Origin of the sequence: Halomonas sp. AOP27-A1-41, from assembly GCF_052378605.1 — a bacterium.
In the GTDB taxonomy this organism is placed as follows: Bacteria; Pseudomonadota; Gammaproteobacteria; order Pseudomonadales; family Halomonadaceae; genus Vreelandella; species Vreelandella citrativorans.
This window is the reverse complement of record NZ_JBQSXT010000009.1, coordinates 97,147-124,034: the sequence shown is the minus strand read 5'-3', so window position 1 is coordinate 124,034 and position 26,888 is coordinate 97,147. Positions and strand designations below refer to the sequence as shown.

The 26,888-nt window shown below is 51.1% G+C and carries 25 protein-coding genes and 1 tRNA gene; 13 read left to right on the top strand and 13 right to left on the bottom strand.

Going from position 1 to position 26,888, the window contains the following annotated elements:
- On the top strand, positions 1-455 hold a 455-nt coding region (locus ACT3TC_RS08295), incomplete at its 5' end, for a hypothetical protein (RefSeq protein WP_444639710.1).
- A 152-nt stretch (positions 456-607) separates the two neighbouring features.
- On the opposite strand, the gene ACT3TC_RS08290 is transcribed toward ACT3TC_RS08295, so the two are convergent.
- The 4 genes from ACT3TC_RS08290 to ACT3TC_RS08275 form a co-directional block, all read right to left on the bottom strand.
- Positions 608-684 (bottom strand) — tRNA-Pro (locus tag ACT3TC_RS08290).
- Between the two features lie 95 nt (positions 685-779).
- A complete protein-coding gene (locus tag ACT3TC_RS08285; protein ID WP_444639709.1) occupies positions 780-1,589 on the bottom strand; it encodes an inositol monophosphatase family protein in 810 nt (269 codons plus the stop codon).
- A gap of 94 nt (positions 1,590-1,683) precedes the next feature.
- A complete protein-coding gene (locus tag ACT3TC_RS08280) occupies positions 1,684-2,136 on the bottom strand; it encodes an anti-virulence regulator CigR family protein (protein ID WP_193053501.1) in 453 nt (150 codons plus the stop codon).
- A gap of 125 nt (positions 2,137-2,261) precedes the next feature.
- A complete protein-coding gene (locus ACT3TC_RS08275) occupies positions 2,262-2,663 on the bottom strand; it encodes a pilin (protein ID WP_444639707.1) in 402 nt (133 codons plus the stop codon).
- Positions 2,664-2,884: 221 nt separating this feature from the next.
- Between ACT3TC_RS08275 and pilB the strand changes: the two genes are divergently transcribed.
- From pilB to ACT3TC_RS08245, 6 genes are all read left to right on the top strand, one after another.
- The gene (pilB, locus tag ACT3TC_RS08270; RefSeq protein ID WP_444639706.1) at positions 2,885-4,579 is read left to right on the top strand and encodes a type IV-A pilus assembly ATPase PilB; all 1,695 of its coding nucleotides are present in this window, start codon (positions 2,885-2,887) and stop codon (positions 4,577-4,579) included.
- 3 nt (positions 4,580-4,582) lie between these two features.
- Positions 4,583-5,815, top strand: a complete 1,233-nt coding sequence (locus tag ACT3TC_RS08265) for a type II secretion system F family protein (protein ID WP_444639705.1) — start codon at positions 4,583-4,585, stop codon at positions 5,813-5,815.
- Positions 5,816-5,832: 17 nt separating this feature from the next.
- Positions 5,833-6,684 carry a prepilin peptidase gene (locus ACT3TC_RS08260; protein WP_444639704.1) on the top strand — a complete coding sequence of 284 codons (852 nt, stop codon included), beginning with the start codon at positions 5,833-5,835 and terminating at the stop codon, positions 6,682-6,684.
- 131 nt (positions 6,685-6,815) lie between these two features.
- Positions 6,816-7,406: a dephospho-CoA kinase gene (gene coaE, locus ACT3TC_RS08255; protein WP_444639703.1), complete on the top strand. Its 591-nt coding sequence runs from the start codon at positions 6,816-6,818 to the stop codon at positions 7,404-7,406.
- A 29-nt stretch (positions 7,407-7,435) separates the two neighbouring features.
- A complete protein-coding gene (gene yacG, locus ACT3TC_RS08250) occupies positions 7,436-7,669 on the top strand; it encodes a DNA gyrase inhibitor YacG (RefSeq protein WP_172116555.1) in 234 nt (77 codons plus the stop codon).
- A 33-nt stretch (positions 7,670-7,702) separates the two neighbouring features.
- On the top strand, positions 7,703-8,578 hold the full coding sequence (locus ACT3TC_RS08245; protein ID WP_444621997.1) for a DNA replication terminus site-binding protein: 876 nt from the start codon (positions 7,703-7,705) through the stop codon (positions 8,576-8,578).
- An 8-nt stretch (positions 8,579-8,586) separates the two neighbouring features.
- Here ACT3TC_RS08245 and ACT3TC_RS08240 read toward each other — a convergent pair whose 3' ends face one another.
- The 9 genes from ACT3TC_RS08240 to ACT3TC_RS08200 all read right to left on the bottom strand — a co-directional run bounded on the left by ACT3TC_RS08240 (position 8,587) and on the right by ACT3TC_RS08200 (position 21,081).
- A complete protein-coding gene (locus ACT3TC_RS08240; RefSeq protein ID WP_444621998.1) occupies positions 8,587-8,925 on the bottom strand; it encodes a hypothetical protein in 339 nt (112 codons plus the stop codon).
- A gap of 1,176 nt (positions 8,926-10,101) precedes the next feature.
- Complete coding sequence (locus tag ACT3TC_RS08235) at positions 10,102-10,479, bottom strand: histone-like nucleoid-structuring protein, MvaT/MvaU family (protein WP_444639702.1); 378 nt, start codon at positions 10,477-10,479, stop codon at positions 10,102-10,104.
- A gap of 293 nt (positions 10,480-10,772) precedes the next feature.
- Positions 10,773-12,449 (bottom strand): 30S ribosomal protein S1, encoded by a 1,677-nt coding sequence (rpsA, locus tag ACT3TC_RS08230; RefSeq protein WP_172116551.1) that lies wholly within the window; start codon positions 12,447-12,449, stop codon positions 10,773-10,775.
- A gap of 195 nt (positions 12,450-12,644) precedes the next feature.
- A complete protein-coding gene (cmk, locus tag ACT3TC_RS08225) occupies positions 12,645-13,334 on the bottom strand; it encodes a (d)CMP kinase (protein ID WP_444639701.1) in 690 nt (229 codons plus the stop codon).
- Complete coding sequence (locus ACT3TC_RS08220) at positions 13,327-15,606, bottom strand: bifunctional prephenate dehydrogenase/3-phosphoshikimate 1-carboxyvinyltransferase (protein ID WP_444639700.1); 2,280 nt, start codon at positions 15,604-15,606, stop codon at positions 13,327-13,329. Before ACT3TC_RS08220 ends, cmk begins: the two co-directional genes overlap by 8 nt.
- Before the next feature lie 5 nt (positions 15,607-15,611).
- Positions 15,612-16,703, bottom strand: a complete 1,092-nt coding sequence (gene pheA, locus ACT3TC_RS08215; protein WP_172116548.1) for a prephenate dehydratase — start codon at positions 16,701-16,703, stop codon at positions 15,612-15,614.
- Positions 16,704-16,708: 5 nt separating this feature from the next.
- Complete coding sequence (serC, locus tag ACT3TC_RS08210; protein ID WP_444639699.1) at positions 16,709-17,812, bottom strand: 3-phosphoserine/phosphohydroxythreonine transaminase; 1,104 nt, start codon at positions 17,810-17,812, stop codon at positions 16,709-16,711.
- Positions 17,796-20,501: a DNA gyrase subunit A gene (gyrA, locus tag ACT3TC_RS08205; RefSeq protein ID WP_172116546.1), complete on the bottom strand. Its 2,706-nt coding sequence runs from the start codon at positions 20,499-20,501 to the stop codon at positions 17,796-17,798. The genes serC and gyrA overlap by 17 nt, the downstream gene beginning before the upstream one ends.
- 145 nt (positions 20,502-20,646) lie before the next feature.
- Positions 20,647-21,081 (bottom strand): acyl-CoA thioesterase, encoded by a 435-nt coding sequence (locus ACT3TC_RS08200; RefSeq protein ID WP_444639698.1) that lies wholly within the window; start codon positions 21,079-21,081, stop codon positions 20,647-20,649.
- A gap of 166 nt (positions 21,082-21,247) precedes the next feature.
- Here ACT3TC_RS08200 and ACT3TC_RS08195 point away from each other — a divergent pair, with 166 nt between their 5' ends.
- From ACT3TC_RS08195 to rsxA, 6 genes are all read left to right on the top strand, one after another.
- Entirely contained in the window at positions 21,248-22,186 is a 939-nt protein-coding gene (locus ACT3TC_RS08195; protein ID WP_193053490.1) for a recombination-associated protein RdgC, read from the top strand.
- Positions 22,187-22,242: 56 nt separating this feature from the next.
- On the top strand, positions 22,243-23,427 hold the full coding sequence (locus tag ACT3TC_RS08190) for a 1-acyl-sn-glycerol-3-phosphate acyltransferase (RefSeq protein WP_193053489.1): 1,185 nt from the start codon (positions 22,243-22,245) through the stop codon (positions 23,425-23,427).
- Positions 23,428-23,548: 121 nt separating this feature from the next.
- Positions 23,549-23,830 (top strand): hypothetical protein, encoded by a 282-nt coding sequence (locus ACT3TC_RS08185; RefSeq protein ID WP_087105533.1) that lies wholly within the window; start codon positions 23,549-23,551, stop codon positions 23,828-23,830.
- A 128-nt stretch (positions 23,831-23,958) separates the two neighbouring features.
- The gene (metG, locus tag ACT3TC_RS08180) at positions 23,959-25,995 is read left to right on the top strand and encodes a methionine--tRNA ligase (protein ID WP_444639697.1); all 2,037 of its coding nucleotides are present in this window, start codon (positions 23,959-23,961) and stop codon (positions 25,993-25,995) included.
- A 105-nt stretch (positions 25,996-26,100) separates the two neighbouring features.
- Positions 26,101-26,307, top strand: coding sequence for a hypothetical protein (locus tag ACT3TC_RS08175; RefSeq protein ID WP_444639696.1), 207 nt, complete (start codon positions 26,101-26,103; stop codon positions 26,305-26,307).
- Entirely contained in the window at positions 26,304-26,885 is a 582-nt protein-coding gene (gene rsxA, locus ACT3TC_RS08170; protein ID WP_444639695.1) for an electron transport complex subunit RsxA, read from the top strand. Before ACT3TC_RS08175 ends, rsxA begins: the two co-directional genes overlap by 4 nt.
- Positions 26,886-26,888: the final 3 nt, after the last annotated feature.

Here is a 26,888-nt window from a genome sequence, read left to right as displayed (position 1 = left end):
ATGTTTTACCTGGCGCGCACCTTCATTTGGTTGAAAATGAAATGAGGACACGCCCTAGTAATATGTCAAAAATCTTCTGGCCTCCTCAAACTAAAGGGAATAAAGGCGAGCAGCGCAGGTTGCGCGGTGAGATATTGAGAGAAAAGTTAGGCCTCCCTGATCAAGGCCATTTTCTGTGCGATAGAAATATTAGAAACCACTTAGAACACTATGATGAGCGATTAGACGATTGGAGAGAAAATAGCCCAGAGCGTCACATCCTCTCAGACATGATTGGCCCGCCCAGCGCCATAGGGGGTATCGATCCCCAAAACATGATGCGAGGCTATGCCCCCTCCACACATTCATTTAACTTTAGAGGCGAATCGTACGATATACAGCAACTAGCAGATACTATCGTCTTAATAAATGAACAAATTTCGGATTTTGAATCCGAGAGATCTAACCATAGGTAATGGCCTAGCTGGCCCACACCTTACGACTATTTCTGCATAGCTTATCCAGAGCTACGGAGCGCTGGTTTTACCAAAATATTACCAATGTTTTACCAAGCAAAAAAAACCGCCGCTCGGCATGACCCGTAAGCGGCGGTTTTCAATAATATTCTTGGTCGGAGTGACAGGATTCGAACCTGCGACCTTTGCAACCCCATTGCAACGCGCTACCAAGCTGCGCCACACTCCGATGTCTTGTGCATTTCCCTCAAGACGGTGCGTATACTATCGCTTTATGCGCCAAATGAAAAGTTATTTTTGCGCTTTCTTTTCAAGTATTTGGCATTAGGCATGGTCTGCATCCAGCAACAGGCGATGCATCGCTTCATACACACCGGGCGCAGTCACCAGCAGTTCATTAGGATACAGGTCCGCAGGCACGCCTTCTGGAACGATACCCAAGTGCCCTACGCTTGCCCCAGCTTCACGGGCAACAACCCAGCCAGCAACAAAGTCCCAAGGCGAAACGCTTTCATAATAAGCACCCAAGCGTCCGCAGGCCACATCACATAAGTCCAACGCTGCTGCTCCATTGCGTCGTACATCTCGACAATGCGCCAGTACTCCATTCAAGCGTGCTAGTAGTTTTTGGCGGGCCTCTTTTTGATAAGGAAAGCCTGTACCTACCAGGGTTTCAGCTAGCCTCATCACCTTACTGGCTTGGATCGGTTGCTGATTGCAATAAGCGCCCTGTCCTTCTGCCGCACTGAAGGTTTCATCCAGGAAAGGCGCATAGACCACACCCACCTTGGCTATCCCCTCTTCCATCCACCCAATGGACACCGCAACATGCCGTAACCCTTGCGCAAAGTTGACGGTTCCATCAATGGGGTCTACCACCCAAAGTTTAGAAACATCGGCATTTAACGCATGCGCGGGGGATAGTTCTTCACTGAGGAGCGCTTCATCAGGGAAGTAAGTGTTTAATCGTTCTCTTATTAACTGATCGACGGCCACGTCAACATCCGTGACTAACTCATCACCCGCTTTAAGCCGTTGTGAAAATGACTGGTCTGCGCGTGCCTGACGAATGAGCTCTCCTGCCTCATGGGAAATAGAAACGGCTACATCCAGACGCTCTTTCAATGTATGCATTGCTCTGCTTTTCCTTCTACGCATTGCGAGGAGTTTGAGCATAGTCACACAATATGACTTTTTAAGTCACGATGATGCAATAAAAGCAGGAAAATTAACGCAGTGCACCCACCAGAATGTCGACGACTACACGCGTGGCCGCCTCAATCAGCACTACATCAGCGCCTACTCGTTCCCATTCGTAGCCAGGATAGCGCGGCAAATGACCGGCCAATGAGCCGTCAAAGCGCTTTGCTATACCGGGTGGTAGCGGTTTGCCACGCTGAATTTGTCGTTGAATGCCGGGGGGCAGTGATTCAGCAGCGGGTGCATTAAACTGGCGTAGCAAGCGCAGTAGCTCGCGCTCATTGACGCGTGGCAAATCCACATATTGCTTATTGTGGCTTTCACGCATCGAACGTGAGCTTCCTTGCTGATACCGCTGCTCTTGCCCATTATCGCGTGCGCCATGGGCTGGCGCGTGGGCAGGCGGCTGTGCAAACGTGTTGCTGGCAACTATCAATCCTCCCAGACAACTTACCAACACGGCTAGACTCGTTCGCTTCATTTGAAAACCTCTCACTAAACATATTGGCTAACACGGTTAGCTTGTAGTGTAGTGAGGAAATACGCACAGAGTATGGAAATATAAAGATCATACGGGGTCTTTTAACATCCACTCCCTATCGGATACTAAGAGCCTTTGACCACGATTTTTCCTGCTTCAATATTAATAATGCCCCCGCGTGCTGACTGAATTTCGATTCCATCCCCACTTGTGTTACTGCTCGTAAACGCGTCAAGCAGCTCTTGTTTACGGCTATCAGTGCCGCTATCACAGGCTTGAAAGCTGAAATCATCAGAAATAGCTGAGTCTGCTTGAGCTGTTTCGGACAGCGAATAATTTACCAATGCCATACTCCGATAGGAAGCCAGCTCCCCCTCGCAGGCGGTTAAAGACGCTTTATCAAGGTAATTCCCATACTGGGGCACTGCCACTGCCATCAAAACGCCCACGATAGCAATGACGATCATGAGCTCTATCAGAGTAAAGCCATCTTCACACCCTTTGGTCTTGCCGCTATGTTTATCCAAACTGCCCCCTGTTTATCGACATCACACACATTTTTATTGAAATTACCAACTAGTCTTACCGCAGCATTATAGATACAATACTAATCATAATTAATCAATTTATTAGTTAAAATATTAGTTTTTCTTACGAGCGTAGGCAAAGCATTTTTAGAAACTTTTCATGAATTATAACAATCACTTAAATATCAAAAGCTTAAAATATCATCTTTTCGAGATTATTGATGGAATTTGAAGGATTAGCCAAGCGTTTAATTAACAGCGAGCTGCTAAGCATTGACCAGGCCGAAAAAGCAGAAACAGCATCACTCGCCTTGGGGATATCATTATTACGCTATGTAGCTGAACAAAGACTCGTGGACGCTAGCGCCGCCGCCTGTGCAGCTGCTTGGGAATATGGTTTTCCAGTGATAGATTTAGAGGCTCTGCAGCTAGAATCACTGCCAAAAGCGACCAGTTTTCCTGCTCATTTTTTAACATCATTAAAAGTCCTGCCTCTGGCTCAACGGGGGCGTCATATCACAGTCGCCATTTCCTGCCCATCAGTCCTGTCTCAACTTGATGAGCTAACATTTACTCTAGATGTCGTTAGTATTGAAGGGATTTTGGCCCCGTTCGATCAGCTTGAGACCGTATTAAGTAGCTACCTCACCCATCATAAATATGCCTCTTTGGGTTCCATCAAGCATCTGCCTGATTATAAATTAGCCTCTGAAGATGACGATTTTCAGCTTGAAGATATGGCCCAAAGTATAGAAGACGGGCCTGTCGTTGAATTCGTTAATAAAGTACTGTTGGACGCTATTGATCGGGGCGCTTCAGACATTCACTTCGAGCCCTATGAGCAACACTACCGTATTCGATTTAGGATTGACGGCGTGCTTATTGAAGTTGCTCAGCCACCACTGACAATGCGAAATCAGATAGCAGCACGCTTGAAGATCATGGCTCGCCTTGATATCTCGGAGCGTCGCCTTCCTCAAGATGGAGCCATTAAATTCTCGGCAAAACGCCATCAAACGTTAGATTTGCGTGTCAATTCATTGCCGACCGTTTACGGCGAGAAGGTCGTACTACGTCTGCTTGATCCTACCTCTCTTCAGCTTGGCATTGACCAATTGGGCTTTTCAGATACCCAGAGGGGGCTCTATGAAAAAGCACTTGAACAACCCCAGGGAATGATTTTAGTCACAGGTCCTACTGGCAGTGGCAAAACAGTCTCCCTCTATACGGGCATCGCCCTACTCAATCAAGTAGAGCGGAATATCTGCACTGCAGAAGATCCTGTTGAAATCAAGGTAGCAGGTATTAATCAAGTGAACGTGCTACCTCACATTGGATTGGATTTTGCCAATGCACTGCGCGCTTTTCTCCGTCAGGATCCTGACGTAGTGATGGTAGGTGAAATACGCGATCTTGAAACGGCAGAGATTTCAATAAAAGCAGCACAAACAGGTCATCTTGTACTTTCAACCGTGCATACCAATTCTGCGGCAGATACCCTGACTCGCTTATGCAACATGGGAGTATCGCCGTTTAACATTGCAAGTTCGGTGAGCCTGATTATTGCACAACGCTTAGCTCGAAAATTATGCAGTCATTGCAAACAGCCTACAAACATCCCCATGGATGCCCTATCCAGCGAAGTTACCAATGAAGATACCCTTCAACAAGCAACCTTTTACCGTGCTGAAGGATGCAAAAAATGCACACATGGATACAAAGGCCGGGTGGGTATCTATGAAGTGGTTCCCGTTTCCGAAACAATTCGGCAGCTCATTATGCACAACGCGTCCGCACTTGAAATTAACGAGCAGATCAAAAAGGAAGGACATGCCAGCCTTCGCCAAAGTGGCTTTTATTACGTTATCCAAGGCATTACCAGCCTGGAGGAAATTAATCGTGTCATTAAGGAGTAACGTTTGACTCGATATGCCGTTAAACGTAAAGCCAAGTCACCCCGCTTGTATCGCTGGAAATGGACAGGGACGGTGGGCCAAACACGTTTACTACATGGTGAAATTATCGGCCACAGCAAGGTCGCCGTTACCGCCGAGCTACGTAAACAAAATATTGACGTGCGGCGTGTCGCTAAAAAAAGCGACCTGAGTAGCCAAGGACGTATAAAGCCTCGCGATATCATGATTTTTTCACGCCAGATGGCAACGATGATTCAAGCGGGCATCCCCCTATTACAGGCTTTTCAGGTAGTGGCTGAAAGCCTGAAAAAACCGTCGATGGTGGCGCTTGTTCATCAGCTAACCAATGACGTAGCATCAGGGACAAGCTTTTCTGACGCCTTACGATACCACCCTCAATATTTTGATCGTTTGTTTATTAATCTGGTTGATGCAGGCGAACAGTCCGGCACTCTTGACAAAATGTTAGAGCAAAATGCGGTTTATAAGGAAAAACTAGAGTCCCTAAAGGGGCGTGTCAAAAAGGCGTTGTGGTATCCGACGACCGTTTTGCTGACCGGCATCGCGATTACACTGCTATTACTTATTAAAGTGGTACCTCAGTTTGAAAGCATGTTTCAAAGCTTTGACGCTGAGCTACCGGCGGTGACACAGCTAACCGTCGACTTATCGATGCTGGCCCAACAACTATGGCTACCTTTACTGGGAACAGCCACAACAGTGATTCTATTGCTGCGATGGCTGACGCGCCGCTCTCCAGCGCTTGTCTACCTGCTTCATCGCCTTTTGCTACGTATTCCTGTTATCGGCAACATCATTGATAAAGCGGCTGTTGCACGATTTTCCCGTACCTTGGCCACGACGTATGCATCCGGCATTCCTCTGGTAGAAGGGCTTGCAACTGCGGCTGGCTCAACGGGCAATAAGGTATATGAACAAGCGGCACTCCAGACACAAAAGGAGGTAGCAACAGGTCAGCAGCTGCATTTTTCAATGCGAATGACCAACCGTTTCCCTGCTTTAGCGATCCAGATGGTAAGCATTGGTGAAGAAGCCGGTGCCCTTGATACCATGCTCCACCGTGTAGCCAGTTACTACGAAGAAGACGTCGATAACCAGGTGGATGCGCTGACGTCTTTAATGGAGCCCCTCATTATCATTGTGCTGGGCATTTTGGTGGGGGGAATCGTCGTTTCTATGTATTTACCTATTTTTAATCTGGGTACCGTCATCTAGGTATTCTGAGGAGCATTATGAGTTCTCTTACGCTGAGCACCGGCCTGGTGGTTTGTTTGCTGGGCCTCTGCTTGGGTAGCTTTGCAAACGTTGTTATCACTCGTCTTCCTGTCATGCTAATGCGTCACTGGCGGCTTGAGGCCCGTGCGGCTCTTGAGCTGCCTATGGAACAAGCACCTCGCTTTAATATTGCGACACCTCGCTCACAATGCCCACGCTGCGAGAGTTCCATCGCCTGGCACGATAATATTCCCTTAATCGGCTGGGTTAAACGACGCGGCCGCTGTGCAAACTGCCACACCCGCATTAGCTTGCAGTATCCCCTTGTAGAATTAAGCAGCGGTGTACTGGCCCTAACAGTTGCGCTTCTGCAGGGCATAAACCTCTCCAGCCTGTTTATTTATGCAGCCTGCGTAACCCTTCTCGTACTGGCCGTGATCGATCTTCGCACCTACTTGTTACCGGATATTCTCACCCTTCCCTTGCTGTGGGCTGGCCTTGTCTATCAGCTCTTATTTCAGCCCTACTTACTAACCAATGCCGTCGTTGGTGCAATGGCGGGTTACCTGATCCTTTGGAGTTTTTACTGGGTATTTAAACTAACCACTGGAAAAGAGGGCATGGGGTATGGTGATTTTAAGCTTCTAGCCGCTCTTGGCGCTTGGTTGGGTTGGAGCTTCCTGCCCCTGCTCTTACTGCTCTCAGCCGGGATAGGTGCTGTTGTAGGCGTTGTGGCACAGACACGCTTTCCACACTTACGTGGCGCACCGCTTCCTTTTGGGCCTTTTCTCGCGTTAGCGGGCTGGGCATGCCTCCTGGAAGGACATGACCTTATCGCCCTTTATTTGTCCTTTTTCCCTGGGGTTTAATACAAACCAAGAAGGTATATTGCATCTCATGCCCAAAGCGGCGCCTACATGGGCGTAATGCGCTATGGGTACCGACTTTCTACGTAAAAACACGTAAAATAGCGTTTTAAAGAACGCAATAAAGGGTAGCTATGATTATTGGCTTAACCGGAGGCATTGGTTCGGGTAAATCAACCGTAGCGCGCGCGTTTGAATCGCTAGGGGCCAGCTGGGTAGATGCAGATATCGTTGCCCGTGAAATTGTGGCACCAGGTGAGCCCGCCTTGAGCGCTATTATTGATTATTTTGGTTCAAATATTGTCAAGCAAGACGGAACGCTTGATAGAGCCGCTTTGCGTTCAATTATCTTTGAAGATCCACCCAAGCGTGAATGGCTAGAGTCGCTTACTCATCCGATTATCAGAAAACGGTTAGTCGCGCATTTAACCTCTCTATCCCACGATTCACCCTATGTACTTCTCGTTTCACCGTTACTTTTTGAGTCAGGACAAAACATGCTGGTCGCTCGAACAATTGTGGTTGACGTACCCACCGATGTTCAGCTTTCCAGAACACTCGCTCGTGATGACGTAAGCCCTAAACAGGTACGTGCCATTCTTGCAGCGCAAATGTCTCGTGAAGAGCGCTTGGCTAACGCCGACGATGTGATAGATAACAGCGGAGATTATGACTTTATGATGCGTCAGGTTGAGCGTCTGGACAGTATTTATCGCACTCGTTAATTCAATTTTATCTATATTTCAGGATTATTATGACTCACCCTGCTAATGATACTCCCATGGAAGTTAACTGCCCCCACTGCGGCCAAAAAGTGGCTTGGGCACCAGAGAGCACCTACCGCCCTTTTTGCAGCAAGCGCTGTCAATTAATTGATTTTGGCGCATGGGCTGAAGAGTCTCACCGTATCGCAGGCGAGCCAGCCATGGATGAGGCTGACTTGGATACCCTTCTGGCACAAGCGGATAAAGATGCGCCTCTTTCTTAACGAATGGTTTTCACGGTGAGGTAAATATTGGTCATGCAAGAGCCCGATGTAACCGCTTATCACTTATTGCATGAGCTTGATAATCGATTTGATAATCTGGTTTGCGCTATTGAAGCGGCGCTGGTGCTTTACGAAAGGCAGCGCCCGGCGGCGTGGGTCATGCATCAGCCGTCCGTCGAATTAAACTGGCTGCGAAACGCACTGCTGGATATGTGGCACTTGGAAGGCCAGGACGGTCGTGAAACGCGTAATTACATAGGAGTGATTGCCGCTGGCACTCCCCTTATTGAGGCAGTTGGCACTATTAACCATGCTAAAACAGCAATTAGCGAGTTAATCCATAGGATAAAAGAGCTCTCTCCAAAAGCATTCGGAGAAATCAAGCAACGCCTGCCACAACGCCACCCTCAAGTAGATAATGTATTGCGCCGTACCGGGCTTGCCAAACTCCACCTGAAACAGTGTTGGCGACAAATACCGATTGCTGAAGCGCCGGTTTCGCGTATACGGCTTGCCTGGTACAGCAGCGGGCGCTCTATCAAGCGTCTCAGCGTGCAGGAAGCGGAGAAAAAGCTCATGCAACTGGATACCGAAGCGCCGCATATACGTATTCAACTGCGCAAGCTGGCTGGCCTTCCTGGCGACGAAGCGTTGGCACAAGTACAAGCGCAGGCGCCTTTGATGCGGGCGAACCTTTTTTTTACTGAGCCTTTACTCGACGGGCACTCACGGCGGGCGCTCAATATTGCCATGCCGCTGTTTGTGCCCGCTCCTGACCAACGCCTGCCCCATATCAACTTGCCGCCGCTACACCCCCCTACGGAACGCACACGGGCAAGAAGGCGCGATGAAAAGCTTGAGCACGAAGCGTTTTTACCCAGCTTGCGTATTTATCGCTACCGATCCTGATCAAAGGCCTAGCCACCAGTGAGCTCAGGCGCTTGATGTTGTGGCCAGAGCTCATAAAACAACAGCGTTGAAATGAGCTCGTGCAGCTCCTGGTCCGATTGGTTGTACTCATCCATTAACGCTTTCAAGCGCTCTCCAAACAAGCGCTCTCGCTCTTGTGAGCGTTTTACTGCGTCATCTTCTTCTAACGCTGCCAATGAGCGTACCGGTGGCCCGGTTGGAATATCGAAGTCACTCTTAGGATCTTCCAACTGGCGCAAAGCTTGCGCAAATGCATCATCCAACTCACGAAACTTACGCAGCTTGTCACGTTCATCCGACTGTTTTGGAGTTTTGTGATATTTCATTGATGTTTCATTCATACCTTACTTGAAATGGTCGAAGTACCGCCACAACAGATATTTCCACAAGAGATACCCAATGCCGCACAGCCAGCCTGAAAGTCTGCCGTGCATCTCGGTGCAGTGGAATTACCACCAAGCGATGACAACAAGGTTATCGGCCAATGCCAATAGCCTTACGAGAAAAGGTTCAACGTATCATTCACTAAAAACGTATAGGACGTAAACGACAAAGCCTATATGCCGGCTAACTCACATCCCCGGAAACGCTATTAAAGGCACAGCTATCCAATAGCGTTTTAAAGGCAAGACGAGCAGCCACAGAATCGTACACAAAAAAATCAAACAATAGTCAACACGATACGATGGGGCAAGCTATATGCACAAGCGACCCATATATGTCAGACAGCAACTCGATATTCCCGGACAGCGCCCGCCTTTCAATAGCGATATCAAATCAGGCCAAGCCTGTTTTTAATAAACCATAAAAGAGCGTAGTGTACAAACAGAATACTCTCCACCCCTTTGCTCTTACCAGCACAGAACAGCAGCGTGACCGGTCTACTGCCGAGCTGATAGAAGCAGTTGAATATGCCACTGAACTAGGCAAGGAACGACTACAGGCTACTTAGGCTCTGTCTGAAAAGTGTCTGCGCTCGACAATACGGCGTTAAAAATTGGCTCAAAATACTCATTTACACATGTAAACTCCGTTTTTTCGCCAATTTTTGCCTTGTCTTGTCTTCGCTCGTCGACTTTTCAGACAGACCCTAGCATGTTCATACAAAACCGTATTGCCAGAAAGGCGACGCGATGGGCTCAACGGGTAGCCAGTATTGGGCGTATACCCGGAAATAGCAATGGCACTCACCGCATTCTGCATCAGATAGCCCATGAAGGCACTTACAGCCTCGCCAAGCGCCATGCATGCTTAGGCGACTATCCTTCCAGCAAGCTATGTCACAGCAACGACACGGCCATATCAGTGACACGATTACCAAACACGCTAAATAATTTCAAGCTGGCAAAGAATGCAGCACTAACTTTTGCGGCGCTAAGCTAACGGGAGATATTTTTTTAATATTGAATAGCTATCGGGCCTACTGTGAGCCGCGCACCGGAAAGCTGCCTCTTGTTAAAGCAAAGCCGGCATTTCTTAAGAGAAGTGCCGGTAGTTGCTAATTAATCTTCCATGCTTTCCAGCCAGGACTCAACAGTTTCGTCACCGTATTCATCCTTCCAGCTACGCAAACCTTTATGGTTACCACCACGGGTTTCGATAATTTCGCCCGTATTGGGGTTTTTATACGTTTTTAGGCGACGCTTACGGCGACTAGTATTATTGCTGCCAGAAGCCTTGGCGCCACGTTGATCGTTTGTCGGATCCAGCAGGGCGATAACATCTGCAGGACGCTTACCAAATTCATTCATTAGCGCTTCAAGCTTAGCCTTGAATTCCAACTCGCTTTTTAAACGCTGGTCTCCTTCAAGACGCTGCAAGTCTTCTTGCAACTGCTTAAGTTGCTGCTCTTTTTGGATATATTCGTTTAGAAGTGACATGGGGAGTCCTTATACTTCAGATTTATCTTCTGGATATTGAATTGACACTCATCATATCCATTAGTTCAGAATGCGCGCTCATTATTACTTTAAAAGCACTAATTGACAATAGTCTAGTGTACTTTCATTCAATTACTAAGAGGTTTTTTAAGCGAATAGCGTAGATTTAAAAGTTTTTAAGCAGGTTGGTAAATCTAATTTAATACAACTAACTGGCTTAGAAAACAGCTTGTTAATAAGCAAAAAAGCGCCGCCCATAGGGCGACGCTTCTTAGAACCAGCGACTAAATAGCTTAGTCTTGGCCCATCTGCTGCTTGATCAGGTCACCGATAGTGGTCGGGCCACCAGCTTCGGGTTCCTGGTCACGCAGTTTCTTCAGGTTCTGACGAGTATCGTCCTGCTCTTTCGCTTTGATCGACAGATTAATCTGACGACTCTTGCGATCGACATTGATGATACGCGCTTCAACGCTGTCGCCTTCATTCAGCACATTGCGCGCGTCTTCAACACGGTCAGCACTGATTTCAGAGGCTTTGAGGATGGCAATAACATCGGTTGCCAGCTCAACGTGTGCTTCTTTTGCGTCTACTTCAACAATACGGCCAGTCACCATGCTGCCCTTATCGTTAACAGACAGGTATTCAGCAACAGGATCGGAATCCATTTGCTTGATACCTAAAGAGATGCGCTCACGCTCAGGATCGATAGACAGAATAACGGCTTCGGCTTCATCACCTTTCTTGAAGTTACGAACCGCTTCTTCGCCAGTTTCTGTCCAGGAAATGTCGGACAGATGAACCAGACCATCGATACCACCTTCAAGGCCGATGAAGATACCGAAGTCAGTGATTGACTTAATGGTACCTGAAACACGGTCGCCCTTGTTGTATTCAGCGTTGAACGTTTCCCACGGGTTAGCAGTACACTGCTTGATACCCAGAGAAATACGACGACGCTCTTCGTCGATATCCAGCACCATGACGTCAACATCGTCGCCCACTTGGACAACTTTAGACGGATGGATGTTTTTGTTGGTCCAGTCCATTTCAGAAACGTGAACCAGACCTTCAACGCCCTCTTCCAGCTCAGCAAAGCAGCCGTAATCGGTCAGGTTAGTGACCACAGCGTGTACTTTGGTGCCTTCCGGGTAACGCTGCTTAATGTTGACCCACGGATCTTCGCCCAATTGCTTCAGACCCAGTGAAACGCGGTTGCGCTCACGGTCAAACTTAAGCACTTTAACGTTGATTTCGTCGCCAACAGCAACGATTTCAGACGGGTGCTTAATACGCTTCCACGCCATATCGGTAATGTGCAGCAGGCCGTCAACACCACCCAGATCTACGAACGCGCCGTAGTCTGTCAGGTTCTTAACGATACCTTTAATCTGCTGGCCTTCTTGCAGCGTTGCCAGCAGCGCTTCGCGCTCGGCACTGTTTTCAGCTTCAAGTACAGCACGACGAGAAACAACAACGTTATTACGCTTCGGATCAAGCTTGATGACTTTAAAGTCCAGCTCTTTATTTTCCAAATGCGCAGTATCGCGAACCGGACGTACGTCGACCAAAGAACCCGGCAGGAAGGCACGGATAGAGTCGACATCGACAGTGAAGCCGCCTTTGACTTTACCGTTGATCACGCCTTTGATGATTTCGTCTTTCTCGAAGGCGGCTTCCAGAATCTTCCAAGCTTCTGCGCGCTTGGCTTTTTCACGGGACAGACGCGTTTCACCGAAGCCATCTTCTACGGCTTCTAGTGCAACGTGGACGTCGTCACCGATAGCGATGTTTAACTCGCCATTTTCATCGCGGAATTGTGCCGCCGGTATCTGGCCTTCAGATTTCAGACCAGCATTGACGGTAACCCAGTCGCCATCGATGTCGACAACTTGAGCCGCGACGATAGCGCCTGGCTCCATGTTAATGTCGTTAAGGGACTGTTCAAACAGTTCAGCAAAGCTTTCGCTCATGGTTTTCCTACGTGATCAACGTTGTTGAGGCATAAATGCCTTCTCCGTACCACCAGCGAGTACGGGCCTAATGTCACTCTGCCTTTGGAGGTGTTAACGCTGGTTAGACCTGACCGGGCTCTCTGATATGAACGATCATATGAACTGCCGCCCTGCCATGTCATGACACCTTTCCAAAAACGCCGCAAGGGAGAATCAGGTGCCGGATACGAACCCTTTTTGGGCAAGCAATTCCGCCAACCGTTCAACCACTTCCGGTATGCTCAGACGCGTGGTATCAAGCGTAATGGCATCATCTGCCGGCTTGAGAGGTGCCACGCTGCGCTGCGTGTCGCGTGCATCGCGTGCCTGAATCTCCTTCAAAAGACTCGAAAGACTAGCATTCATACCCGCTTCCTGCAACTGAAGATGGCGGCGACGCGCTCGTTCCTCAGCACTAGCAGTTAGAAATATCTTTAGCGGCGCGTCTACAAATACGACGGTGCCCATATCACGGCCATCTGCAACAAGGCCTGGCGCCTTCTGAAAATCTCTTTGCCGCTGAAGCAGAGCCGCGCGCACAGCGGGAAGCGCAGCCACCTGGGATGCCAACTCGCCAGTGTGCTCGGTCCGGATTGCCTGGCTTACTTCATCACCTTCAAGCAGCGTGCGGGGCTTACCATTTTCGATGGGAAATGCCACATCCAGCGATTCGGCTAATGCAGCAACAGCCGCTTCGTCATCAAGCGCAATACCATGCTTAACCGCCGCGGTGGCGGTTAGCCTGTATAACGCTCCGCTGTCGAGCAAATGCCAGCCTAAACGCTCGGCAACCAAACTACTGATGGTTCCCTTGCCTGCCCCACCTGGCCCGTCAATGGTCAGAACAGGGATAGGCTTAGTCATTCTCGCCCCCGACGTTAACCCCCATGCCGATTTTATTGGCAAGCTCAACGAAGGTGGGGAACGACGTAGCGACATTGGCGCAGTCATCAATAATAATGTCATCACTTGCGCGTAGTGCGGCAATGGCAAAGGCCATAGCGATACGATGGTCACCTAAACTATTAACGCGCCCACCACCGTAGCTTGCAACCTCGGCATTGGCGTTACCGATAATATCGATTCCGTCGCCAACCACGGTATGTTCAACGCCCAAAATCGCCAGCCCATCAGCCATGGCCTGAATACGGTCAGACTCTTTGACACGTAGCTCTTCTGCACCACGAAGACGCGTGGTGCCAGCAGCATTTGCCGCCGCAATAAACAGCGCAGGGAACTCGTCAATCGCCAAGGGCACTTGATCAACCGGGATATCAATACCTTTCAAGGGTGCATAGCGGATACGAATATCAGCAACCGGCTCGCCACCCACTTCCGCTTCGTTAAGTAGCTCAAGGTTGGCGCCCATTAACGTAAGAATATTAATAACACCGATGCGAGTCGGGTTGATACCGACATGCTCCAGGGTGATATCAGCACCCGGCGTTATTGCAGCCGCCACCATAAAGAACGTTGCCGATGAAATATCAGAAGGAACGTCAATGGGGCCAGCGCTCAAGGCACCGCCACCTTGCAACCAACAGGTGTCCCCTTCGCGTGACACAGAATAACCAAAACCATTAAGCATACGCTCGGTATGATCACGCGTTGGTGCCGGCTCACGCACCCGCGTCTCACCTTCAGCATAAAGCCCAGCCAACAGCAGGCATGATTTCACTTGAGCACTTGCCATAGGCATGTCGTAGAAAATACCTTTGAGCGCCGCGCCACCTTTAATTTTAAGCGGCGGTCGACCACCTTCAGCTGTCTCAATGGAGGCACCCATCAACCGCAACGGGTCCGCCACGCGTCCCATGGGGCGTTTGGTTAGCGACTCATCGCCGGTAAGCTCGCTATCAAATGCCTGCCCGGCTAAAAGCCCCGAGAACAGGCGCATCGCCGTTCCTGAGTTACCCACATAGAGCGGCCCGGCCGGAGCCTTAAGCCCCTTCATTCCCACGCCATGGATAGTGACACACCCTTGGTGAGGCCCCTCAATCGCAACGCCCATCTCACGAAACGCTTGCAGCGTCGCCAGGCTATCTTCACCTTCAAGAAACCCTTTGACCTCGGTGACGCCTTGAGCCAGCGCTCCTAGCATAATAGAGCGGTGTGACATCGATTTGTCACCCGGTACGCGCAAATGGCCTTTCGCCTGGCCGCCGGGCCGAACTCGGTAGGTTACCTTGCCTTGTGGTTGCATATTGTATTCCGCTTGGTAGCTGGTTTTATTCAATAACGTATCAAAGTAATGGCGTGCGTGGCTGGCACGATCAAAGGTCGCAATCAGGGCATCGCTATCGCCTCGCTCAATCGCGTGACGTAACTGAGCCAGGCCTTCTTCAAAATCATCTAAAGATGCCAGAACCGCCTCACGGTTAGCCGTAAAAATATCCCGCCACATGACCGGGTCGCTGCCTGCGATGCGCGTAAAGTCGCGAAAACCACCGGCGGCATAACGGAAAATCTCAAGCCGCTCATCCTGTCGGGCTAGCGTATCCACCAGAGAAAAAGCCAGTAAGTGGGGTAAATGACTAGTGCGTGCAAGGACCTGATCATGGCGCCCAACGTCCATCTCCAACACATTCGCGCCGCAGGCCTGCCACAACGCACGCACGCGCGCCAACGCATCACAATCGACCCCTGGCTCAGGCGTCAAAATAACGTTGTGATCAGCAAAAAGGCGCGGATTAGCCGCCGCCACACCGCTCTTTTCTGACCCTGCAATAGGATGACCCAACACCATATTGGCTGGCACAGCACCAAACACACGCTCGGCGCAGTCACGAATAGTGGCTTTGGTACTGCCCACATCGGTTAGCACCACATTGGCCGCCGCTTGCGAAAGCACGCCTGCCAACGATGCCATCACCGGCTCCATGGCAAGCACGGGCACCGCGAGGACGATCATGGTCGCGCCTGCCACTTGGTCAGCGAGAGTGACGCCCCCCGTATCGATTAACCCCATCTCGACACCGCGAGCGATTTCATCTTCGCTTGGATCGCAAGCCACAATCACGCCATTAAACCCTGAGGCGCGCAGCGCTGCTGCGAGTGACCCACCAATCAAGCCGAGACCAACGATCAATAGCCGCTGTTCATTACAGGAAGGTGCTTCAACGACCGATGATGCCATAGCGGTCACAGCACGCCCTGCGGATAGGAACCTAAAACGCGAAGCTCCGAGGCGCGTAACCTTACCTCTTCCAACACGGCAGCAACGCGCGGTTCGTCAGCGTGGCCCTTAAAATCGATAAAGAAAACATAGTTCCATACGCCCGTACGTGATGGGCGTGTCTCGATGCGCGTTAAATCAATATGATGCCGATGGAAAGGCTCAAGCAGGTCGTGCAGTGCACCAGGTTGGTTACGCATGGCCACGACAATGGAGGTTTTATCATCCCCTGCCATTGGCACACGCTCACTACCAATAATCAAAAACCGGGTCGAGTTATCCGGGCGGTCTTCAATTTTGTCAGCTACGCGCTCAAGCCCATACAGTTTGGCCGCCATATCACCTGCAATGGCCGCACTGTGCCATTCAGTTTTGACCAGCTTGGCAGCCTCTGCATTCGAGGAAACAGGAACCCGTTCGGCGTGTGGGTAATGTGCATCCAGCCACTTTCGGCATTGGCCAAACGACTGGGGATGCGAATAAATGCGGGAGATTTTATCGCGACGCGTCGTATCACTGATCAGCAGGTGATGGTGAATGCGTAGCACCACCTCGCCACAAATATGGATAGACGAATCCATAAACGTATCGAGGGTATGATTCACAACGCCTTCTGTTGAATTTTCAACAGGCACTACGCCATAGTTCACGGCACCCGCTTCTACTTCACGAAACACTTCATCGATAGCTGCCATGGGTAGGCTAATGGCGCTTTCGCCAAAGTGCTTTAGTGCCGCCTGCTGAGTAAACGTCCCTTCAGGCCCCAGATAAGCCACTTTGATCGGCTGCTCAAGTGCCAAGCAAGCCGACATGATTTCTCGAAACAGCCGCGCCATTTCTTCGGAATCCAGCGGCCCCTTGTTAAGCGACATAATCCGTCGCAGCACTTGCGCTTCACGCTCAGGCCGGTAAAACACCGCATCCTTATCGTGAGCCAGCTTTACATGCGCCACTTTTTGAGCACAGTCAGCGCGCTCACTGATCAGGCGTAGTATATCGCCATCAAGTTGATCGATACGTTGGCGTAGGTCGTCCAGATTGATCGACGAGTCGGACATGATTATTAGCCTCTTCGCTGTTCAAAATCAGCCATAAAAGCAACCAGCGCATCAACGGCTTCTTCGGGTACTGCGTTATACAAGCTGGCACGCATACCGCCCACGCTACGGTGCCCCTTTAGATTCAGTAGCCCCGCTTGGTCGGCCTCTTGCAAGAACGCTTTATCGAGGGCTGAATCAGCCAGCACAAACGGCACGTTCATACGCGATCGATTAGCCACTGCAATGGGGTTGCTATAGAAATCGCTGGCATCAATGGCGCCATAAAGCTTTTCCGCTTTACGCTGATTAATGGCATCCATAGCTACCAGGCCACCGACATCATCACGTAACCACTGGAATACAAGCCCTGCCAGGTACCACGCATAGGTTGGCGGCGTATTCACCATTGACCCAGCGTCTGCGAGCATTTGGTAATCAAACAGCGACGGAGTATTGGGGACCGCCCGGCCGAGCAAATCATCACGCACTACGGCAAGGGTTAGACCTGCCGGCCCAATATTTTTTTGGGCCCCAGCAAAGATAACGCCAAAGTCTGCGACATTAATGGACTTGGACAAAATATTGGAGGACATATCACAGACCAACGGCACATGCTGGCCATCTTCGCGTACAACCTGCGGCGTATAGTCAAATTCTAGCCCGCCAATCGTCTCATTGGAGGTGTAGTGCAGATAGGCCGCATCCGCACTTAGCGTCAACGCATCCTGGGAAGGTACATCCACATACCCACCCGCCTCACTGTTTCCAGCCAAGTGGCATGCATAGCCAAGTCGCTTGACTTCGCTAATCGCTTTTTTGCCCCAAATGCCCGTTTGGATAAAGTTGGCTCTACCGCCCTGGCCCAGCAGGTTCATTGGCAGCATAGCAAACTGCATGCTGGCGCCCCCCTGCAGGAACAGCACCTTATAGTTGTCGGGCACACTTAGCAGCTGACGGAAATCGGCTTCCGCCTGCTCAGCAATGGCTATAAATTCATCGCTGCGATGGCTCATCTCCATAACGGATAAGCCACGCCCTTGGTAATCTACCAGCTCGTTGCGGGCTCTTTCGAGCACCGCAACAGGCAGGGCCGCTGGCCCTGCACAAAAGTTATAGTGACGTGTCATCAGTCGCCGTATCCTGTGCGCTGTCGCCCGCGTTGTCTGGCTCACCCTCTTCATCCAGTGCTTCAAGCTCACTGTCACCAGGCTCGTCAACACGAACTGTTTTAACCAGTTTTTCTTCTTTACCCAGACGGATCAGCATAACGCCCTGGGTGTTGCGTGAGGTGGTAGACACCTCTTCCACACGCGTACGTACCATCGTCCCGCGGTCTGTAATCAGCATCATCTCATCGCTGTCATAAACCTGCATGGCCGCCACAAGGGCACCGTTACGCTCGCTGGTCTGCATGGCGATAACCCCTTGGCCACCACGCCCGCGCAGCGGGAACTCTTCCAGGCGTGTGCGCTTGCCATAACCATTTTCGCTGGCCGTTAGAATGTAGATCTGGCCTTCTGCCTGGGTGCTTTCAGCAACGGTTTCTTCTGCCTCATCAACATCCGTATCAGCCTCAGCATCAATCTGCTGGCTCTTGGGAATGATCAGACTGATAACCTCAGCACCCTCTGCCAAGCGCATGCCACGCACACCTCGAGCGGTACGGCCCATTGCGCGAACATTGCCCTCTTCAAAACGGATCGCCTTACCGTTAGAAGAGAGCATCATGGCGTGGTCAGCGCCTGACGTAATAGCAGCACCCACCAGGCGGTCGCCCTCTTCAAGGTCAATGGCAATCAGGCCAACGCTGCGCGGACGCGAGAACTGCTCCAGGCTGGTGCGCTTCACCGTACCATTGGCGGTCGCGAAGAAAATATAGTGCTCGGGGTCGTAGTCACGCACCGGCAAGATGGCGTTAACCGACTCACCCTCTTCAAGCGGCAGCATATTGACCAGCGGTTTACCGCGCGAACCACGGCTCGCTGAAGGCATCTCGTAAACTTTCAGCCAGTACACTTTACCGCGGTTGGAGAACAGCAGAACGGTGTCATGGGTCGACGCAACGAGCAGATGCTCAATCACATCCTCATCTTTCATCGATGTTGCCGACTTACCGCGCCCACCACGCCGCTGCGCCTGGTAATCCGAAAGCGGCTGAGTTTTGGCATAGCCGGAACGCGACACGGTCACCACCATGTCTTCTTCGGCGATCAAATCTTCGATTGAGAGATCCAGATGGCTTGCCTGAATCTCTGTACGCCGGTCATTACCATACTGGTCACGCACGGCATGCAGCTCTTCACGAATCACTTCCATTAGCCGGTCGGCCGAGGCAAGAATTTCGGTGAGTTCTGCAATTTTCTCAAGAATAGAGAGGTACTCATTGAGCAGCTTCTCAGTCTCAAGACCGGTCAGACGATGTAGGCGCAGCTCAAGGATAGCTTGCGCTTGAGCAGGCGATAGGCGGTATTCGGTCGCGGAAGGATTAAGGCCAAAGCTTTCATCCAGCTCTTCGGGCTTGCACGAGGTAGCACCTGCCCGCTCAAGCATGCCGGTAACCTGCCCCGGTTGCCATGTTTTCGCCAGTAGTTTCTCTTTCGCCTCGGCTGCGCTGGGCGAGGCCTTGATCATCTCGATGATGTCGTCAATGTTCGAGATAGCCACCGCCAGACCTTCAAGAAGGTGGCCACGCTCACGGGCTTTTTTAAGCTCAAACAGCGTCCGGCGCGTCACTACCTCACGGCGGTGACGAATAAACGCCTCTAACATCTCTTTTAGGTTCAACGTGCGGGGCTGGCCATTCTCCAACGCCACCATGTTGATACCAAACACATTTTGAAGCTGTGTCTGAGCAAAGAGATTATTAACGACGACTTCACCCGATTCGCCACGTTTAATCTCAATAACCACGCGCAAGCCGTCCTTGTCCGACTCGTCGCGCAGTTCGGCAATGCCTTCGATCTTTTTCTCTTTAACCAGCTCGGCGATTTTTTCAATCAAGCGCGCCTTGTTCACCTGATAAGGCAGCTCGGTAATGATGATGTGGTCACGGCCGGTTTTATCATGGTGCTCAATTGTATGGCTAGCGCGCACATGGATGCGGCCACGCCCGGTGCGATACGCATCTAAAATGCCAGCGCGGCCGTTGATAATCCCCGCCGTGGGGAAATCAGGGCCAGGAATGTACGCCATCAAGTCATCCACCGACAGCGTGTAGTCATCAATCAGCGCTAAACAGCCGTCAATCACTTCGCGCATATTATGCGGCGGAATATTGGTTGCCATGCCCACGGCAATGCCCGACGAGCCGTTAATCAGCAGGTTGGGAACTTTAGTAGGCAAAACGGCAGGGATGCGTTCGGTGCCGTCGTAGTTATCGACCCAATCGACGGTATCTTTCTCAAGATCGGCAAGAAGCTCGTGCGACAGACGCGACATGCGCACTTCGGTATAACGCATGGCAGCAGCGTTATCGCCGTCGATAGAACCGAAGTTACCCTGGCCATCGACCAGAACGTGGCGCATTGAGAAGTGCTGCGCCATACGTACGATAGTGTCGTAAACCGCACTATCACCATGCGGGTGATATTTACCGATGACATCGCCGACAACACGCGCCGATTTCTTGTACGGTTTATTCCAGTCATTCCCCAGTTCATGCATGGCGAAGAGCACACGCCTATGAACAGGTTTCAAACCGTCACGCACATCGGGTAGCGCGCGGCCGATAATGACACTCATCGCATAGTCGAGATACGACTGTTTGAGCTCGTCTTCAATATTGACGGGCAAGATTTCTCTGGCGATGTCACCCATGAAAGTCAGATCCTTTGCACTGCATTGGCACTGCGAGAGTTGAAAGCGCTAAAAGTACCGCCTTTAAAAAAAGACGATGCGCAGATACTGCTACATCATACCACTGCATCCGCACCAAGGGCAGCCAGGACACTCCCCTTGATTATTAAGGCGTAAGCTGCTCTTTGGTAAGTAGTAATGCATTCAGCCGCTCGGCAAGCTCATTTTCAATCACCGAGGCTTTATTCGCCCGCATATCGAGAAGCACAAACGTAAGATCGGCCTGTGCAACTAATACGCCATCGCTGCGATAGATGCGGTGATGACACAGCGCACGGCGTTCTCCTACCTCGACGATCCCCGTCAGAATAGTCAGGTCATCGCCCTGAACGGCGGCGGCGCGGTAGTCAATATTCAGGTTCACCACCACAAACGCCTGCCCCGCCTGATGAAGCTCGCTAATCATCGCTGGGTGCTCATCAAAAAACGCCCAGCGCCCCTCCTCCATAAACTCAAGATAGCGTGCATTATTGACATGCCCGTAGCCGTCCAAGTGGTAGCCACGTACACGCAGCTGAACGCGAGAAGGTAATACCGACATAACAACTCCTTTTAATAAACACAAGCGCAAGCCAACAGGCTCATTAGCCACTACCTCAATCAAACACAGGTTTAAAACACATACAACTTATACCTAAGCGGCAAGGTGCTGGCAGGAACGCCCCGCTTTCGACATAATGTGCCACCTTTTGGATAGGACTGGTGACATGTGGTTTAAGCACCTGCATTTATATCGCCTACATGGCGCCCCTGAGCTCGACAGTTCAACGCTTGCCGACGCATTGCAAGCACATGCGGCCAAACCGCTCGGCAATGCGGATGCTCGCCGACTAGGCTGGACAGCACCAGCAGGCCGCCTTGGCGGCGGTCAACTGCTACATGAAATCCAGGGCCACCGACTGTTATCCGTGCTACGTCAAGAACGCCTGCTACCTGCCTCTGTTGTCAAAGAGGAAGTCGACGAGCAGGTCGCTGATATAGAAGCGCGCGAAGGTCGCAAGGTGACGCGCAAAGAGAAAACCGCGCTTAAAGAGCAGGTGACGGAAGCGCTTCTGCCTCGTGCCTTTGTACGCAGCCAAAAAATTGACCTTTGGTGGGACACACGACGTCACTTGATCGGCATCAATGCCAGCTCTCGTACCCGTGCTGAAGACTTGCTAGACCTGTTACGAGAAACCTTAGGCAGCCTCAAGGCAACGCCCTTGTCATCCCAAACACTGCCTATTCGTGCGATGACAACATGGCTTGGCGACCCTGCAAACCGCCCGGCAGATTTGCAGCTGGGTGACCAGGTGGAACTTAAAGCCAAAGGCGACGATGGCGTTCTCCGCGCTCGCCAGGTTGACCTGGATAGCGATGAGATACAGCAGCTACTTGAGAGCGGACGCCAGGCAAGCAAGCTCGCCATGAGCCTTGAAGGCCGATTAAGCTTCGTTCTGCATGATGACCTGGCTCTGAAATCGTTGCGTTTTGGTGATGCCTTGATTGAAGAGGCCGACCATGCTGACGACGGCGATGACGCTCTGGCCCGGCTTGAAACCGACTTTATTTTGATGGCCCAAGCGTTATCCAATGACATTGTTCGTCTGATAGAGTGGCTGGGTGGTGAAAACAAGCAGGAACCTGCTGCCCCGTTAGGTAACTAAAGGGTTGATCGCGCTGCTATGAATTGTTCTTTATTGTTTATCATCCAACGGATCGCATGACTCATCACAACGACGCACCCAACGCACTGAACGCCGCTGACCCATGGGCGGATATACGCCCTTATACAGACAACGAAGTGGCCGATGTTCTCGCGCACCTGGCCCGCGATAGCGAGCTTCTTGATGCGCTTACTCGTTTTCGCCTTCCCCGCATGGCGCGCTGGGTTCCGCCGCTTGCCCGAAAGCTTGCAAGCCACGCGATACAGCGTGAAGTAAAAGGTGTGGCAACGGTGCGCGATTTTCAAATGCGCATCGCAAGCTACATGGATCGCATGATCCGCACCACCACCGACGCGTTTGAAGTGGCAGGCTTGGACAAGCTCGACCCAAATAGTGCTTATCTGTTTATTGGTAACCACCGGGATATTTCGCTCGACCCCGCGTTCGTTAACTACGCACTCTACCAGGCGGGCCGCGATACGGTGCGCATTGCCATTGGCGACAACCTGCTTAAAAAGCCCTATGTCACCGATCTAATGCGGCTCAATAAAAGCTTTATCGTCCCCAGAAGTGCGCGCGGAAAGCGTGCGATGCTGGCAGCGTACCAACAGCTTTCTGCTTATATTCGTTACTCAATTACCGATGACCAGCACTCCATCTGGATGGCTCAGCGTGAAGGCCGCGCCAAAAACGGCATTGACCGCACCGACCCCGCTATTATCAAGATGCTGACCATGGCCAAGCGTAATGCCGAGCGAGACATGATGTTTGGTGAAGCGGTAGCCGAACTCAAGCTGGTGCCTGTCTCGATTAGCTATGAATATGACCCTTGCGACGTGCAAAAAGCGCAGGAGCTACACGACGTGGCAACAGAAGGTAGCTATGCTAAAAGTGAATTTGAAGATATTCGCTCTATCGTTGCTGGCATTACCGGTGATAAAGGCAGAGTACAGCTGCGTTTTGGCTCCCCGGTAGGCGCCGACATGGCGACTCCCGATGAAGTAGCCGCTGAGATTGATCGTCAGGTTATCGGTGGTTACCGCCTCTTCCCAAGCCACTATTTAGCCCTGGAAGCACTCGGTGAAGCGCCGGAGTTGGTTGCCCGTAAAACCATCACTCGCCAGGACCGCGAACGCTTCCAGGCGCGAATGGCGGCGGTGCCGGAGAATCTGCGTCCTTACTGGCTGGCTCAGTATGCCAATCCGGTAAAACACAAAGCAGGCCGTTTAACGTTAACGTAGTAGGCTAAATCACTGGTCTAAACGTAGACAAGCCATACTCGCTGCACTAAAAATGCTATGGTCAATGCATGGACTGGCTTCGCTTGATAATCAGCTCAAGCGCCGCGTTAAGGAGACTCTTATGTCTGCATCAGAAATTCAAAAAACACGTATTATTAATGAACTGCGCGGTTTCATACGCAAACTGCTTCAAGATCCTGACATTCTTGGTCAGTCGCTGGTAATCGCGCGTCAGCAATTAAGCGAAGGCAGCAGCCCGGCAGTAATGGCGCGAATCGCCAATGAGATATCTGGCACTACCAGTGTCCACATTCCGGAAGATCCTGCCGAGCATTCAGAGGCTGACAAACTGTTTTTAGAGCTTTTAAAAGAGGTCGTTCAAGAAGAGCAGGCACTTTACTAACCACCCGACATCAAGACTGCACGCGCTTTAACGTCAATTTAAACGCCTGCATCGTACCTTGTTACCGGCCAGCTGCCGGCTAACTTCGCCGTTTTATTGTTATCGTCTAACCGGAATTATCATTCACCATGTCTAACTCTGCCACGCGCAATATTCTGGTGACCAGCGCGCTCCCCTACGCTAACGGAGCGATCCACCTCGGTCACTTACTTGAATATATCCAAACCGATATCTGGGTACGTTTTCAGAAAAGCCGTGGCCAGCAGTGCTACTACGTTTGCGCCGACGACGCTCATGGTACGGCCATCATGCTGCGTGCCGAGCAGGAAGGTATTACGCCTGAAGCTTTGATTGACCGCGTCTCACGCGATCACCAGGAAGACTTCGCTCGCTTCAACGTTAACTTTGACAACTACCATTCCACGCATTCGGAAGAGAACCGGCACCTCAGTGAGGTTATCTATAAGCGTCTGCGTGATAAAGGCCATATCGCCACCCGCGATATAGAGCAGATGTACGACCCGCAAAAAGGCCTGTTCCTGGCGGACCGTTTCATCAAAGGCACCTGCCCGAAATGCGGCACCGACGACCAGTACGGTGATAATTGCGAAAAGTGTGGTGCCACTTACACCCCTGCTGACTTGATCAACCCGGTATCCGCCATTTCCGGCGCAATCCCGGAAGTACGCTCTTCAACCCATTACTTCTTTAAATTGCCGGACTTTGCCGAGTTCCTGCAGCGCTGGATCAACGATGGCCACGTACAGCCACAGATTCGTAACAAGCTGATGGAGTGGTTTGAATCAGGCTTTAACGAATGGGATATCTCCCGTGATGCGCCCTATTTCGGGTTTGAAATCCCCGACGCGCCGGGCAAATACTTTTATGTATGGCTTGATGCCCCTATCGGTTACTTAGCCAGCTTCAAGAATTTGTGTGACCGTGACGGCATTGATTTCGATAGCTACTGGAATAAAGACTCCAACGCCGAGGTCTACCACTTTATTGGGAAAGACATTGTCTATTTCCACGCACTTTTCTGGCCAGCCATGCTGCATGGCGCTGATTTACGCACGCCCACCGCGGTAAATTGCCACGGCTTTCTGACCGTAGATGGTGCCAAAATGTCGAAGTCACGCGGCACCTTTATCAAGGCTTCGACCTATGCCGATTACTTGAATCCCGAGTACTTGCGCTATTACTTCGCTGCCAAACTGACGTCCAAAGTGGACGACCTGGACCTCAACCTGGATGATTTTGCCGCACGGGTTAATTCAGACCTCGTGGGCAAAGTGGTTAACATTGCCAGCCGCTGCGCCGGGTTCGTTAAAAAGTTAGGTGGCGGCACCCTTTCAGCGCACTGCGCCGAACCGCAGATGGTCGCCCGATTTATCGCCGCGGGCGATGACATTGCCGATGATTTTGAAGCACGCGAATTTAGCCGTGCCATGCGTAAAATCATGGAGCTGGCGGATGAAGCCAATACCTATATTGCCGAGAAAGAGCCTTGGGCGCTCGCTAAGCAAGATGGCCATGACCAAGAAGTGCTCGAGATTTGTTCAGTCGGCATCAACCTCTTCCGCCAACTAATGGTGTACTTGGCCCCCGTGGTACCCACCATGGCCGCTCAGGCACAAGCCTTCTTGAAGCTTGATTCACTTAACTGGGAAAGCCGTCATAATGTGCTGGTTAATCATGAGGTGGAGAAATTCAAACCTCTTATGACCCGCGTAGAGCGTGACAAAATTGACGCCATGATTGAAGCCTCCAAGGAGGATCTGGTGGAAGAGCAAAAGCTTAAAGAAGCTCCCAAAGGGCCTCTAGCAGATGACCCCATTGCCGCCGAAATTAGCTTTGACGACTTTGCCAAGGTAGACCTGCGCATTGCCCGGATCACCAAGGCACAGTATGTAGAGGGCGCGGACAAGCTGCTGCAATTAACGCTAGATTTAGGCGGTGAAACCCGCAATGTTTTCTCCGGCATTCGCAGCGCCTATGCGCCTGAGGCGCTTGAGGGACGTCTTACCGTCATGGCAGCCAACCTTGCGCCGCGTAAAATGCGTTTTGGCCTTTCCGAAGGTATGGTGCTCGCCTCTGCCAATAAAGACGGCATTTATCTGCTTTCACCTGACACTGGTGCCGAACCCGGCCAACGTGTAATGTAGCCGATCTTCAAGCACTTCCGGGGGGTAGAGACGACCAAGCTCTACCCCCTTCTTACGTGGATTGCTTAATAAACCTTTTATAAGACTCTCCGTTTAGGCCTGATTATGCATCGGCACTTCTCTCAATCACTGCGTTTTCAATTTTTAGTAGCGTTGAGTGGTGTGCTCTTGCTCGCACTATGCTCGTTAGTCATGATGAGCATCGCCGATCAAGTGCTTTATAATGCCAAAGCGGCAGGACATCATCAGGTCAAGATATTCACACTGCCTAACGCTGATTTTTCTGTTGTCAGCCACGATACGTCGCTATGAGTGAGTTATTCATCATTTTGATCAGCACCGCGCTGGTCAATAATTTTGTCTTGGTGCAGTTTTTGGGGCTCTGTCCGTTTATGGGGGTTTCCAATAAGCTGGAATCTGCCATGGGCATGTCGCTGGCAACGACGTTCGTATTAACCCTCGCCTCTGCAGCAAGCTACGTCGTTTATTACGGCTTGTTGGTGCCTTTGAATGTTACTTACCTGCGCACCATCAGCTTTATTGTGGTGATTGCCGCCGTCGTGCAATTCACCGAAATCATGGTGCGCCATTTAAGCCCGTTGCTACATCAAGTGCTGGGCATCTTTCTGCCCCTGATTACGACCAACTGTGCCGTACTGGGTGTTGCTCTGCTCTCGCTCAACCGTGAGCTTGGCTTTTTTCATACCACACTCTATGGGCTGGGGGCAGCGCTCGGCTTCTCGCTGGTGTTGGTCCTGTTTGCCGCCATGCGCGAGCGCTTGGCTGGCGCGGATGTCCCCAAGCCTTTCAAAGGGGCCGCTATTGCCATGGTCACTGCCAGCCTTATGTCGCTCGCCTTTCTTGGTTTTTCTGGTTTAACTCAAGGGTAATTT

Coding starts and splice junctions, on each gene's coding strand:
- ACT3TC_RS08285 (WP_444639709.1), bottom strand. CDS start 1,589: ATGCATACATTGAAAGAGCGTCTGGATGTAGCCGTTTCTATTTCCCAT.
- ACT3TC_RS08280 (WP_193053501.1), bottom strand. CDS start 2,136: ATGAAGCGAACGAGTCTAGCCGTGTTGGTAAGTTGTCTGGGAGGATTG.
- pilB (WP_444639706.1), top strand. CDS start 2,885: ATGGAATTTGAAGGATTAGCCAAGCGTTTAATTAACAGCGAGCTGCTA.
- ACT3TC_RS08260 (WP_444639704.1), top strand. CDS start 5,833: ATGAGTTCTCTTACGCTGAGCACCGGCCTGGTGGTTTGTTTGCTGGGC.
- coaE (WP_444639703.1), top strand. CDS start 6,816: ATGATTATTGGCTTAACCGGAGGCATTGGTTCGGGTAAATCAACCGTA.
- yacG (WP_172116555.1), top strand. CDS start 7,436: ATGACTCACCCTGCTAATGATACTCCCATGGAAGTTAACTGCCCCCAC.
- ACT3TC_RS08245 (WP_444621997.1), top strand. CDS start 7,703: ATGCAAGAGCCCGATGTAACCGCTTATCACTTATTGCATGAGCTTGAT.
- ACT3TC_RS08240 (WP_444621998.1), bottom strand. CDS start 8,925: ATGAAATATCACAAAACTCCAAAACAGTCGGATGAACGTGACAAGCTG.
- ACT3TC_RS08235 (WP_444639702.1), bottom strand. CDS start 10,479: ATGTCACTTCTAAACGAATATATCCAAAAAGAGCAGCAACTTAAGCAG.
- rpsA (WP_172116551.1), bottom strand. CDS start 12,449: ATGAGCGAAAGCTTTGCTGAACTGTTTGAACAGTCCCTTAACGACATT.
- cmk (WP_444639701.1), bottom strand. CDS start 13,334: ATGACTAAGCCTATCCCTGTTCTGACCATTGACGGGCCAGGTGGGGCA.
- ACT3TC_RS08220 (WP_444639700.1), bottom strand. CDS start 15,606: ATGGCATCATCGGTCGTTGAAGCACCTTCCTGTAATGAACAGCGGCTA.
- pheA (WP_172116548.1), bottom strand. CDS start 16,703: ATGTCCGACTCGTCGATCAATCTGGACGACCTACGCCAACGTATCGAT.
- serC (WP_444639699.1), bottom strand. CDS start 17,812: ATGACACGTCACTATAACTTTTGTGCAGGGCCAGCGGCCCTGCCTGTT.
- gyrA (WP_172116546.1), bottom strand. CDS start 20,501: ATGGGTGACATCGCCAGAGAAATCTTGCCCGTCAATATTGAAGACGAG.
- ACT3TC_RS08200 (WP_444639698.1), bottom strand. CDS start 21,081: ATGTCGGTATTACCTTCTCGCGTTCAGCTGCGTGTACGTGGCTACCAC.
- ACT3TC_RS08195 (WP_193053490.1), top strand. CDS start 21,248: ATGTGGTTTAAGCACCTGCATTTATATCGCCTACATGGCGCCCCTGAG.
- ACT3TC_RS08190 (WP_193053489.1), top strand. CDS start 22,243: ATGACTCATCACAACGACGCACCCAACGCACTGAACGCCGCTGACCCA.
- ACT3TC_RS08185 (WP_087105533.1), top strand. CDS start 23,549: ATGTCTGCATCAGAAATTCAAAAAACACGTATTATTAATGAACTGCGC.
- metG (WP_444639697.1), top strand. CDS start 23,959: ATGTCTAACTCTGCCACGCGCAATATTCTGGTGACCAGCGCGCTCCCC.
- ACT3TC_RS08175 (WP_444639696.1), top strand. CDS start 26,101: ATGCATCGGCACTTCTCTCAATCACTGCGTTTTCAATTTTTAGTAGCG.
- rsxA (WP_444639695.1), top strand. CDS start 26,304: ATGAGTGAGTTATTCATCATTTTGATCAGCACCGCGCTGGTCAATAAT.